10 protein-coding genes and 1 pseudogene are annotated in these 11429 nt (G+C 68.4%); 8 read left to right on the plus strand and 3 right to left on the minus strand.

Annotation, left to right across the window (positions count from 1 at the left end; translation table 11 throughout):
- Positions 1 to 5: 5 nt before the first annotated feature.
- The 3 genes from NMK44_RS05550 (at position 6) to NMK44_RS05560 (ending at position 3524) form a co-directional block, all read left to right on the plus strand.
- Entirely contained in the window at positions 6 to 1295 is a 1290-nt protein-coding gene (locus tag NMK44_RS05550; RefSeq protein ID WP_254738875.1) for an aminotransferase class III-fold pyridoxal phosphate-dependent enzyme, read from the plus strand.
- Positions 1296 to 1393: 98 nt separating this feature from the next.
- Positions 1394 to 1984, plus strand: a complete 591-nt coding sequence (locus tag NMK44_RS05555; protein ID WP_254738877.1) for a hypothetical protein — start codon at positions 1394 to 1396, stop codon at positions 1982 to 1984.
- Positions 1985 to 2099: 115 nt separating this feature from the next.
- Complete coding sequence (locus NMK44_RS05560) at positions 2100 to 3524, plus strand: cellulase family glycosylhydrolase (RefSeq protein WP_254738879.1); 1425 nt, start codon at positions 2100 to 2102, stop codon at positions 3522 to 3524.
- Between the two features lie 80 nt (positions 3525 to 3604).
- On the opposite strand, the gene NMK44_RS05565 is transcribed toward NMK44_RS05560, so the two are convergent.
- A complete protein-coding gene (locus tag NMK44_RS05565) occupies positions 3605 to 4306 on the minus strand; it encodes a FadR/GntR family transcriptional regulator (RefSeq protein WP_254738881.1) in 702 nt (233 codons plus the stop codon).
- Positions 4307 to 4585: 279 nt separating this feature from the next.
- On the opposite strand from NMK44_RS05565, the gene NMK44_RS05570 reads away from it, so the two are divergent.
- The 4 genes from NMK44_RS05570 (at position 4586) to NMK44_RS05585 (ending at position 9048) form a co-directional block, all read left to right on the plus strand.
- Positions 4586 to 5827 carry an aminotransferase class V-fold PLP-dependent enzyme gene (locus NMK44_RS05570; RefSeq protein WP_254738883.1) on the plus strand — a complete coding sequence of 414 codons (1242 nt, stop codon included), beginning with the start codon at positions 4586 to 4588 and terminating at the stop codon, positions 5825 to 5827.
- A 115-nt stretch (positions 5828 to 5942) separates the two neighbouring features.
- Entirely contained in the window at positions 5943 to 7244 is a 1302-nt protein-coding gene (locus NMK44_RS05575; RefSeq protein ID WP_254738885.1) for an ABC transporter substrate-binding protein, read from the plus strand.
- 2 nt (positions 7245 to 7246) lie between these two features.
- Entirely contained in the window at positions 7247 to 8215 is a 969-nt protein-coding gene (locus tag NMK44_RS05580; RefSeq protein WP_254738887.1) for a carbohydrate ABC transporter permease, read from the plus strand.
- Positions 8212 to 9048 (plus strand): carbohydrate ABC transporter permease, encoded by an 837-nt coding sequence (locus NMK44_RS05585; RefSeq protein ID WP_254738889.1) that lies wholly within the window; start codon positions 8212 to 8214, stop codon positions 9046 to 9048. Before NMK44_RS05580 ends, NMK44_RS05585 begins: the two co-directional genes overlap by 4 nt.
- A gap of 82 nt (positions 9049 to 9130) precedes the next feature.
- On the opposite strand, the gene NMK44_RS05590 is transcribed toward NMK44_RS05585, so the two are convergent.
- Both NMK44_RS05590 and NMK44_RS05600 read right to left on the minus strand, forming a co-directional pair.
- On the minus strand, positions 9131 to 9601 hold the full coding sequence (locus tag NMK44_RS05590) for a DUF4262 domain-containing protein (RefSeq protein WP_254738891.1): 471 nt from the start codon (positions 9599 to 9601) through the stop codon (positions 9131 to 9133).
- Between the two features lie 475 nt (positions 9602 to 10076).
- Positions 10077 to 10490: a hypothetical protein gene (locus NMK44_RS05600; RefSeq protein WP_254738893.1), complete on the minus strand. Its 414-nt coding sequence runs from the start codon at positions 10488 to 10490 to the stop codon at positions 10077 to 10079.
- Positions 10491 to 10637: 147 nt separating this feature from the next.
- Between NMK44_RS05600 and NMK44_RS05605 the strand changes: the two are divergent.
- Positions 10638 to 11255: pseudogene (locus NMK44_RS05605) on the plus strand (DDE-type integrase/transposase/recombinase); the annotation flags it as partial.
- Positions 11256 to 11429: the final 174 nt, after the last annotated feature.

Below are 11429 nucleotides of genomic sequence, written 5' to 3' on the forward strand. Positions count from 1 at the left end.
AACCCATGACCACCCCCGACATGCCCGTCCGCAACGTGGCCACATCCGGCCAGGCCACCGGAACCGACGGACCGGACCTGCTGCGCCGGGCCCACCGGGTCATCCCCGGCGGTGTCTGGGGACACAACCGGTACCCCGCCGCGTACGACCCCGACGCCTATCCGGCGTTCGCCGAACGCGGCGAGGGCGCCCGGCTGCTGGGCACCGACGGCCGCTGGTACAACGACTTCCTGTGCGGCTACGGCGCCATGATCAATGGCTATGGGCGCCAGGAGATCGACGGGCCCGCCGCGCGCCGCGCCGCGGGCGGCCCCACGCTGACCACCGCCACCCCGGCCTCGGTGGAACTCGCCGAGCTCCTCGTCGACCTGGTCGACGGCGCGGACTGGGCGACCTGGGGCACCAGCGGATCCGACGCCACCTGGACCGCCCTGCTGCTGGCCCGTGCGCACACCGGCCGGCGGACGGTGGCCGTGGTCGACGGCGCGTACCACGGCTCGCATGGCTGGTGCGGCTGGTGCAACGCCCCGCACGGGCGGCACACCGACGACCGCGCCGCCGTGCTCACCCTGCCGTGGAACGACATCGGGGCACTCGACGCACTCTTCGCCGCGGAGGGTCACCAGCTCGCCGCGGTCATGATCACGCCCTTCCACCACCCCATCCCGGGTGCGTCCGAACTGCCCGACCCCGCCTGGCTGTCGGCCCTGCGCGCCCATTGCGACCACTGGGGCACCCTTCTGATCAGCGACGACGTACGAGCCGGCTTCCGGCTGGACCTGCGGGGTTCTCATACGGCGCTGGGCTTCTCGCCCGATCTCGTGTGCTTCTCCAAGGCGCTGGGCAACGGCTGGCCCATCGCCGCGGTGGTCGGACATGCGCGGCTGCGGGCCGCCGCCGACGAGATGTTCCTGGCCGGCACGTTCTGGAACTCCTCCCCCGCCATGGCCGCGGCGGCCGCCAATCTCGAACTCCTGCGCAAGGAGGACGGCGTCGCCCGGATGCGTGAGGCGGGCGAGGCGTTCGGCTCCGGCCTGGTACGGCTCGCGGAGCGCCACGGCGTTCCCCTGCGGATCAGCGGACCGGCCGCCATTCCCACGGCCACCGTGGACGGGGACGAGGACCACGCCTGGATGCGGCGGTTCGCCGTCCATATGGCGGCGCAGGGCACCCTCATCCATCCGATGCACAACTGGTTCGTGTCCACCGCCCATGACAGCGCCGTGGTCGAGGAGACACTCGCACACGCGGACACCGCCATGGCCCGGACCCAGGAGGAGGGACCGGCCGCGTAGCGCGAAGGCCTCCCCCGAAAGAACGGAATCGGTCAAACCGGGTGACACGGGTGACGCAGCGTGGGACCTTGTTACTCAATGACGACAAGGGGGGACATATGCCCAAGTTCGCCAAGACCGACGCGGAAGCGGACGCCAGTCTGCGGGAATTCTGTGACTCCATCGACTTCGATCCGGAATGGATCACCCCGGAGCAGTGGGCCACGACCATCAGGATCGCCCGCGACAAGGACACGGGCTACGAGGAAGCCCAGAAGTCCATCATCGGCGACCGTGACGACATGGCGAAGGCGAGTGCGAAGAAGGTCCGGCTCGAGAGGCTGAACGGCGACGCAAGCGATCTGCTCGACACGGTGGAGGGCGACCCGGTGTTCAACGGGTCGATCGTCCTGGACGTCCTCAAGGAGTGCGCACAGGCGTACGTGGGCGGGCAGCGGGTCAATCTGGGGCTCGGTGGCTCCCCCATGCACAGCAGCCGCTACGCGGAACTGCGGAAGCTGTGGGACAAGGCCGCCAAGCGCGCCGTCGGCGGTGTCTTCACCGACTTCATGAGCCATGCGCCGCAGGACAAGGCGGCCCTGGGCAAGGGCAATGTGGGCGACACCCTCGACAGGCGCGGGGTGCAGGGCAATCTGCTGGTGCGGATCGACGGGGTGCGCTTCAACATGCACATCAACATCGCCTCCTAGCCAGGACAGGGCTCAGTCCCGCCAACACCCGGACCCGGCCACCGGGCCACGTTTCAGTGCGTGGCCCGGTGGCCATCTGTTCGAGAGGGGGTCGGCGTGACGATGGGGAGGGACCATGGTCAGGTGCGGGTTCACGGTCCGAGCGGGAGTGGTCCTGGCGACCGTCCTCGCACTGCTCTCCCCGGGCGCCGCACGGGCGGACGCGCCATCGCCGCCGACGGCCGCACCACCGCCCCTCACCGATGACCGCGGACGGACCCTGACCCTGCGCGGCTGGAACGTCGAGGACAAGACGCACCGGGGCGCCGACGCGCTCAGCGCCATCACCGAGCGGCACTTCCGCGATCTGCACGACCAGGGCTTCAACTTCGCGCGCCTGCTGGTCTTCTGGGACGATCTGGAGCCCCGGCGCGGCCACTACAGCGGGCGCTACCTCCGCTCGATCGAACGGATCCTGGACTGGGCCCACCGCTGGCGCGTCCAGGTCGTCATCGACGCCCACCAGGACGTCTTCGGGCCGGAGTTCGGCCACCGCGGGATCCCCGAGTGGGCCACCCGCACCGATGGGCTGCCCTTCACCCCGCATCCGGAGGACTGGTTCGCGGAGTACTTCGAACCGGCCGTCCAGGCGGCCTTCGAGCACCTCTACGAGGACCGGGACCTCCAGCGGGCCCAGGCGAGGATGTGGCAGGTGCTCGCCCGGCGGCTGGGCCACCACCCCGCCGTACTCGGGTATGACCTGATCAACGAGCCCATGGGGCAGCTCCGTCCGGGCGAGGACCTTCCGGCGGCCGCCCACCGCATCGAGTCGGAGCAACTGACGCCGATGTACAACCGGATCGCGGACGCGATCCGCACCGTCGACCGCCACAGCCGGCTGTTCGTCGAACCGACCCCGATCGTCGGCGAAGGGCTGCCCACCGGCCTCGGCCGCGTCGATGACCCGAAGGTGGTCTACGCACCGCACTTCTACAACGCCACCATGGAGGCGGGCGGTGACTACGACCCCTCGGCGCGCTGGCTCGAGGACTACGAGAGCGCCGTCACCGGTTATCCGGCCGCCCAGCGAATACCGGTCGTCGTCGGTGAATGGGGCCCGAGAGACAGCTCGTTGCCCCGGATGGGGCGGTTCTACGATGACGCCCTCGCCTCGCTGGACCGCTACAGCTCGGGGTGGGCGGGCTATGTGTGGTGCTACGGCGGCGGGTACTGCGCCATGGACGAGGACGGCCACTTCCTCCCCAACAAGGGGCGCACCGCACGCCCCTTCGCCCCCGCCGTCGCGGGCTCGGTGCGCCGACAGCACTTCGACCCCGCGACGGACACCTTCCGGCTCGTCTACACCCCCTCGGGGCGGTCCGGCGTCAGCGAACTGTCCACTCCGGCCACGGCCGCGGGATGGCGGGTGACGGTCCGGGGCCCGGCGAAGGCCCGGCCGTCGACCGTTCCGCCGGGAGAGCGGGGCACGGTGCGCGTCATGACACGGCCCGGCGCCTCCGGTGAGGTCACGGTCACGGTCTCGGCGCGGAAACGGGGTTAGCTCTCGGAGGGCACGGACACGCCCCGGAGGAGAGTGACCACGACCGGCGGGACGAACGGGAGCCCGGCCCGCCGGGTGGCTCAGACGGAGGTGCCGTTCTCCTCGATGGGCGGCATATAGGCGCGCAGCCACCGTTCCGTCTGGGACACATGCGCCTCGGCGGCGCCCGCGGCCGCGCCGGGGTCACGGTCGGCGATCGCCTGGGCCAGCACCCGGTGGTCCTCGTCGCTCTTGCGGCGCAGTTCGGGGCCGTCGGGCAGATTGAACACCTGGTACTTGCGGGACCGGGCACGGAAGACGGCGAGCAGGGACATCAGGGTCGGGTTGCCACCGATCCTGGCGATCTCGGCGTGGAAGCGGTGGTCCAGCTCCGAGGCCTCGGTGGGGTCGTCGGTCGCTTCCATGGCCTCGATGAGCGAGAAGAGCGTCCCCACCGCTTCCGGGGTGGCCCGCGCGGCGGCCTTCGCCGCGATATGCGCCTCCAGCACACGCCGGATCTCATAGACCTCCAGCAGTCCCGTCAGCGGCAGCAGTTCCAGTGTCAGCGAGAGACTGCCGATGATGTCCTCCGGCCGGAGCTGGGAGACGAAGGTGCCGGAGCCGTGGCGCGGTTCGACCACTCCCAGGGCGGCGAGCATCCGCACGGCCTCGCGCAACGAGCCGCGGGAGACACCGAGTTCCTCGCAGAGGTCCGCCTCGGGCGGAATGCGCTCGCCCGCGCCGAGACGCCCCGACGCGATCATGTGCCGCAGGCCGTGGAACGCCTTGTCGACTGCTGACATCCGACTCCTCCTTGCCGGGCCGAGCCCCGTCGACCGACCCCACCGACCGGCTCCGCGACCGGCCTCGCTGCACTGTAGCGAGGCGGCGGGCGACAGCACTCGGCCGGAGTCATCAGATGTCTTCCCTACATCGATCGGGATTCATCTGATGACTATCCTGTGCACGCCCCTTGTTCGCGCAAAATCCCTATGCCAGCATGCTGAGTCATCATACATGTCCTGGTCGCGATCTGCTGTCTCCTGAAGGGGAGGGGGCGGGTCCCATGGATGGGGAGTCATGTGAGCGAGACCGAGGTCACCACCGCGCCGCGCCCCCTGCTGCTCGCCGACGGCCGGCCCGCCGCACGGGCCTGGTCGCTGGACCCCGCCCTGCGCCATCTCAATCACGGTTCGTTCGGGGCGGTCCCCCTGGTGGCACAGACGCGGCAGAACCAGCTGCGCGAGGAGATGGACCGCTCCCCGGTGGTGTGGTTCCCCGCACTGCCGGGGCGCGTCGCCGCCACCCGGGTCGAACTCGCGGCGTTCCTGCGGGTCGACCCCGGCGACCTGGCCCTGGTGCCGAACGCGAGCGCGGGCGTCAGCACCGTCTACGCCGCGCTCGCTCCGCGCCCCGGCGGGGAGATCGTGGTCACCGATCACGGCTACGGGGCCGTCACCATGGGCGCCGAGCGGCTGGCCCGCCGCTGGGGCGGCCGGGTGCGCACCGCCCGGGTGCCGCTGGAGGCGGACGCGGAGCAGGCGTACGAGGCGGTGATGGCCGAGGTGGGCGACGCCACCGGCCTCATCGTCGTCGACCACATCACCTCCGTCACCGCGCGCCGGATGCCGGTGGACCGGATCGGTGCCGAGGCCCGACGGCGCGGTATCCCCCTGCTGGTGGACGGTGCGCACGCCCCTGGGCTGATCGCCGACCCGCTCTCCGGTGTGGCGTGTGACGTCTGGGTCGGCAACCTGCACAAGTGGGGGTGCGCGCCGCGCGGGACGGCGGCGGTCGTCGCCCGTGGACCGCTGCGCGAGCACCTCCACCCGCTGATCGACTCGTGGAGCGCCACCGATCCGTACCCCGACCGCTTCGACCAGCAGGGCACGCTGGACGCCACCTGCTATCTCGCGGCGCCCACGGCGCTCGGCTTCATCGAGCGCACCTGGGGCTGGGAGACCGCCCGCCGCTACATGGACGACCTGGCCGGTTACGCCGAGCGGGTCGTCGGGGCCGCGTTCACCGGAATCACCGGTGACAGCAGCGCCGTCGACGTCGGAATGCCGGTCCCCGGTATGCGGCTGGTCCGGCTGCCCCCGGGGCTGGCCGCCACCCGCGAGGAGGCCGACGCCCTGCGCGACCGGGTGGCCGGGGAACTGGGCGTGGAGACGGCCTTCACCAGCTTCGGCGGCGTCGGATACCTGCGGCTGTCCGCACATGTCTACAACACGGCGGCCGACTACGAGTACTTCGCCGAGTCGTGCGTTCCCGTCCTCGGCGCATGGGCCTCCGCGGCCCGCGCACGCCACCGCGCGCCGTAGCTCCGCGCCGCGCCCCATCCCCTGCGTCCCGAAGCCGCTGCCAACGCGGCGTTCACCCCCGGAAGTCCCAGGAACCCCAGGTAGTCCCAGGTAGTCCCAGGAAGAGGTCGGCACGATGAAGAGAAGGACGGCGGCTCTCGCCCTCGCCACAGCCGCCACAATGATCCTCACCGGCTGTTCCACCATGAGCCCCGGTGAGAGCGGAACGGTCACCCTCAACATGGTCGAGAGCCTGACGAACCCGGCCCGGAGCGACCTGCTCAAGGAGCTCATAGCCGACTTCGAAGAGCGGAACCCCAAGATCAAGGTCAATCTGATCTCGCCGCCCACCGAGCAGGCCGACCAGAAGATCCGGCAGATGCTCCAGTCCGGCAGCGGTGTCGATGTCCTCGAGGTGCGGGACATCACCGTCGGCCCGTGGTCGAACAACGGGTGGCTGTACGACATGAAGAAGGGCCTGGGGGGCTGGAAGGGCTGGAAGGCCATGACGGAGAACGCCGTCAAGGCCGCCGAGGACACCAAGGGCCGGACCTACTTCGTCCCGTACGGCTTCTACGGGCTGAGCCTCTTCTACCGCACCGACCTGATCAAGGAGGCGGGCTTCAGCAAGCCTCCCACCACCTGGGACGAACTGCTGGAGCAGGCCACCGCCATCCACGATCCCTCGAAGCGGCGCTACGGCTACGCGTTCCGGGGCGGGGCCAACGCCAACAGCAACGCCACCGCCGTGATCGAGGCGTATGTCGCCGACAAGATCGACACCAGCAACGGCTACAAACTCGCCAGCGGCAGGACCATCTTCTCCGCGCCCGAGGCGCAGGACGCCCTGAAGACGTATCTGAAGCTCTTCAAGGAGGCATCCCCCAAGTCCTCCGTCTCCTGGGGCTATCCGGAGATGGTCGAGGGGTTCTCCAACGGCTCCACCGGCTTCCTGCTCCAGGACCCCGAAGTGATCGCCACCGTCTCGGAGTCCAAGTCGGTCGCGAAGGACCAGTGGGACACCGCCCCGCTGATGGCCGGCCCCGGCGGCAAGACCGTCCAGCCGCTGGCCACCGCCGGATGGGGGGTCGCGGACGGCAGCGACCACAAGGCGGCGGCGGTGAAGCTGGTGAAGTTCCTCTCCGAGGGCAAGGCGTCCACCTCCTTCACCAAGAAGAACAGCCTGGTCCCGATCCTCAGGACGGCGATCGACGACCCCTTCTACAAGACGGGTCCCTGGTCCTCCTACGTCACCATGACCGAGCACCCGGACACGTACCTCAATGTGAGCCAGCCGCGCGGGGTGGCCTGGTGGACCGAATGGGAGCAGAAGGCCGACGCCGATGTGCAGAAGATGGTGCTCGGCAAGATGACGCCCAAGGAGCTGCTGGCGGGCTGGGACGCGTACTGGACCGCGAAGTGGCAGCGGGAGAAGTGAGGATGCCCGCGAAGGTGTCGCAGCGCTCGTCCCGCCCCAGAGGCGGCCCGCCCGTCCCTGGGGCGGGACGCGGCCGTCAACGCCCGGAGTTCACCACCCGCCGTGGTCTGCTGATCGCCGCCTTCATGGCCCCGGCCGCCGTCTTCGTGGCGGTGTTCACCTACTACCCGATGGTCGCCGGCAGCCAGATGGCCTTCCGCAACTGGAAGCTGGCGGATCTGACCGACACCTCCTGGGTGGGGCTGAAGAACTTCGGCGATGTCTTCGGCGACCCCATCTGGGGCACGGTGCTGAGCAACTCGGCCCTCTGGGTGTTCGGTTCGATCGTGCCCCAGCTGGTGATCGGCTTCGCACTCGCCCTCTGGCTGCGCCGCCGGTTCCGCTTCCGCGGCCTCTACCAGGCGCTGGTCTTCTTCCCCTGGGCGATCTCCGGGTTCCTCATCGGCATCCTGTTCCGCTGGATGTTCAACAGCGAGTTCGGCGTCGTCAACGACCTGCTGCAGAAGGCCGGTCTCATCGACGAACCCATCGCCTGGCTGGCCGATCCCAAGATGGCGATGATCGCCGTACTGATCGCCAACATCTGGTACGGCGTCACCTTCTTCGCCATCATGATCCTGGCCGCGCTGCAGTCGATCCCCGACGAGCTGTACGAGGCGGCGGCCCTGGACGGCGCGAGCCGGACACGCACCCTCTTCCAGATCACCATCCCCTACATCCGCACCACCCTCGCCCTCACCGTGCTGCTGCGGATCATCTGGATCTTCAACTTCCCCGACCTGATCTTCGGCATGACCGGTGGCGGGCCCAACAACGAGACACAGATCGTGACCACCTGGATGATCAAGATCACCCAGCAGGGCGACTACGGCAGGGCCTCCGCGCTCGGTCTCCTCGTCGTCGCCACACTGCTGGTGTTCGCCGTCTTCTTCCTGCTGGCCACGCGTGAGAAGCGAGGGGTGAAGCGATGATCGGCAAAGCGACCGCAGCCGGCCGGACCGCACGGTTCGCCTTCCTGGGGCTGTGGCTGGTGTTCACCGTGTTCCCGCTCTACTGGATCACGATCACCTCGCTGAAGGCCCCCGGCGACATCTTCGCCTTCCCGATCGCCTACTGGCCCGAGCACCTCTCCCTGGAGAACTACCGCGCGCTCTTCGGCAAAGCCGACTTCGGGACCTACGTCACCAACAGCCTCCTCGTCGCGACGGTCGCCGGCGCCGTCGCCACCGCCATCTCGATGCTGTCCGCGTACGTCCTGGCGCGCTTCGAGTTCCGCACCAAGTCCGCACTGCTGATGGCCGCCCTGGTCACCCAGATGATCCCCTCCTTCATCGCCCTGGGCCCGCTCTACCTCCTGATGACCGACCTCCAACTGGTCGACAACCGCCTCGGGCTGATCCTCGTCTACATCGCCGTGTGCATCCCGTTCTGCACGGTGATGCTCCGCGGCTTCTTCGAGAACATCCCGGACGCCCTGGAGGAGGCCGCCATGATCGACGGCCTCTCCCGCTTCGGAGCCCTCTTCCGGGTGCTGCTCCCGGTGATGAAGCCGGGCATCATCGCCGCCTTCATCTTCAACTTCGTCAACTGCTGGAACGAACTCTTCCTGTCCGTGACCCTGCTGAACAGCGACAGCAACAAAACCGTCCCCACCGCCCTCAACGGCTTCATCTCCAGCTTCAACATCGACTGGGGCTCGATGTCGGCGGCGGCCGTCTTCACCATCCTCCCCACGATGCTCCTGTTCGCCTTCGCGAGTCGCCATATCGTGCAGGGGCTGACGTCGGGGGCGGTGAAGGGATGAGGATCGCTCCCGCTCGACCAGGCGCCGCCCCTCGTGCACATCGCTGATACAGCCGCCCGCCGTGGGAGGCCCTCACCCTTGGCTACGCCGACAGGGCTTGCCGGTCACTGAGCCAGGCAGGAGCGTTCTCTTCGCCGGGAAAGTTACCGTCCCTGTCCGGCCAGACCAACTGAAGGGCTCCGAAGGGTGTCTCCCCGTAGAACGTCGAAGCCTGCACCAGGTTGGCGACCAGCAGATCTTGAGGCACCGCTCGGAACTGCACACGAGATCCCTCAAGGATTTCACCCGAGATGTCGCCATCCCCATACTCGCGCCCTTCGGCGAGCACGGTCTGGACAGACCTCAGTACGTCCCCCGACACCTCCTCCGGCAGCCCGACCACGACCACTTCGGGATGACCAAAACTGCTTCCGAACCCGATGCTGTAGGCAAAGGGGGAGTGTTTGGCGTCAGGGTCGAATACCCAGATCCAGCTCCATCCCTGCGCTGCCACATCGCTCTGGACCTTCCGCTGGATCGAGCTGCGGTCCGCCCCGTCCAGTTCATCACTCACAGGCAACACCCTTCAGTTATCCGAGTTTCCCTGTTGCAGACCCGGCACAAGACCTGACCATTAGAGAGCCACCAGAGGCGGTTCCGAGCCCAATCGACCACGCACGGTTGCACCGCATCCGCTTCCATGACCTGCCCCCGCTCGACGGCAACCCTGGCTCTCGAGCATGGCGTCGGCCTCGTGGCGATCAAAGAACTCCTCGGCCACGCCAACATCCGTGTCACCGCCACCGTCTACGCCCACGTCGGACGACACTCCAACGCGACGCCATCGGCTCCCTCTGCACGGCGCTCGACGGGCATGAAGAGCCAAGACTGACCGAGCTGACGGCGACGAACCACCAGCCTGCGCGCCCTCGTCCGCTGACGTTGCCCTCTACGACTGTCATCACCCCGCGCGGAAGCCCCGCCAGGACACACCTGGCGGGGCTTCCGATATGTAGTTGTGAAGTCTCCAGACTCCCGTCGGGCGTCTGTTACTGGGCTTGCAAACGGCGGACGTCCATCTGCTCACCCCATCCGTGCTCCAGGCACACGCGGACCAAGTCCATCCGAACCGCCCCCAGCGATCGAGCCATGTCGCGAGCGCTGACCGTCGCCTGCTTGCCTGCGCCGTGGGCATTGAGTGAAACGCTCACGGCGCCACCGCCCTGACCGACCAGATCGATCCAGAACGGGCCATCGAAGAACCTTACCCTCCTGCGTCCTCCCTCAGCGTGGCGGACGAAGGCAAAGGCGTCGAGTAGTTCCGCAAGGAACGCGACTGGCATGTCGTTCCAGTTCGATTCTGGAAAGGGGCATCCGGCGACATCGATCCAGACGTTACCCCAAATGGAACCTGATCTGGCGAGATCGAGAGATTCCACGTCGCAGAACAGTTCGAAATCCATCGACCTCACCTCCAAACCGGGTAGGCGGTCTCAATCATACGTGTCTCTTTGTTCACCCACATCTCAACTTCAAGCCCATTCGCCGATCCCCGCAGGAAGACTCGATCCCCCTGAGAACGCCCAGCGACCGAAGACGACCTATATACCTGGCGAGCCTCCGGTCTGGCCGGGTTGGCTGATCGTTCGCGCAGGCCGGCGTCGTGTCCGCATCAGGCGTCTGCCGAGGTGGATGCGGCGGTGTGCGAGCTGCGGCTTGAGCATCCGCGGTGGGGTCCGCGGCGGATCGCTCATGTGCTGGAGCGGTCCGGGGCGGTGAGTCCGGTGCCGTCGCGGATGACCGTGTATCGGATCCTGGTCCGGCATGGCCTGGTGGAGCCGGGGGCGCGGCGGAGGAAGCGGTCGGATTACAAGCGCTGGCAGCGAGATCGGCCGATGCAGCTGTGGCAGATGGACGTCGTCGGCGGTGTGATGCTGGTCGACCCGGTGACGGGTGAGTTGCCCGAGGTCAAGGTCGTGACCGGTGTGGATGACCATTCCCGGTACTGCGTGATCGCGTCGGTGGTCGAGCGGGCGACCGGGCGGGCGGTCTGCGCGGCGTTCGCCCAGGCCTTGCAGACGTTCGGGGTGCCGGAGGAGGTGCTGACCGACAACGGAGGGCAGTTCACCGACCGGTTCGGGCAGGGCGGTGAGGTGCTGTTCGACCGGATCTGTCGGGAGAACGGGATCGCGCATCGTCTCACCCAGCCGGCGTCGCCGACCACGACGACGGCAACGACCCGCCACTGTGCGGAGCCCTCGTCCGCTGAAGTCGCCGTCAACTACTGCCGTCACCCCCCGCAGAAGCCCCGCCAGGACCCACCTGACGGGGCTTCACTTCGCAGTTCGGAATCGTGCGGGAAGGTCGGCATCCTCCGGTCGGAACGACGCCCTCACGCCACG

This window comes from Streptomyces cucumeris (assembly GCF_024295805.1).
GTDB lineage: Bacteria > Actinomycetota > Actinomycetes > Streptomycetales > Streptomycetaceae > Streptomyces > Streptomyces cucumeris.

Coding starts and splice junctions, on each gene's coding strand:
- NMK44_RS05555 (WP_254738877.1), top strand. CDS start 1,394: ATGCCCAAGTTCGCCAAGACCGACGCGGAAGCGGACGCCAGTCTGCGG.
- NMK44_RS05585 (WP_254738889.1), top strand. CDS start 8,212: ATGATCGGCAAAGCGACCGCAGCCGGCCGGACCGCACGGTTCGCCTTC.
- NMK44_RS05580 (WP_254738887.1), top strand. CDS start 7,247: ATGCCCGCGAAGGTGTCGCAGCGCTCGTCCCGCCCCAGAGGCGGCCCG.
- NMK44_RS05560 (WP_254738879.1), top strand. CDS start 2,100: ATGGTCAGGTGCGGGTTCACGGTCCGAGCGGGAGTGGTCCTGGCGACC.
- NMK44_RS05575 (WP_254738885.1), top strand. CDS start 5,943: ATGAAGAGAAGGACGGCGGCTCTCGCCCTCGCCACAGCCGCCACAATG.
- NMK44_RS05565 (WP_254738881.1), bottom strand. CDS start 4,306: ATGTCAGCAGTCGACAAGGCGTTCCACGGCCTGCGGCACATGATCGCG.
- NMK44_RS05600 (WP_254738893.1), bottom strand. CDS start 10,490: ATGGATTTCGAACTGTTCTGCGACGTGGAATCTCTCGATCTCGCCAGA.
- NMK44_RS05550 (WP_254738875.1), top strand. CDS start 6: ATGACCACCCCCGACATGCCCGTCCGCAACGTGGCCACATCCGGCCAG.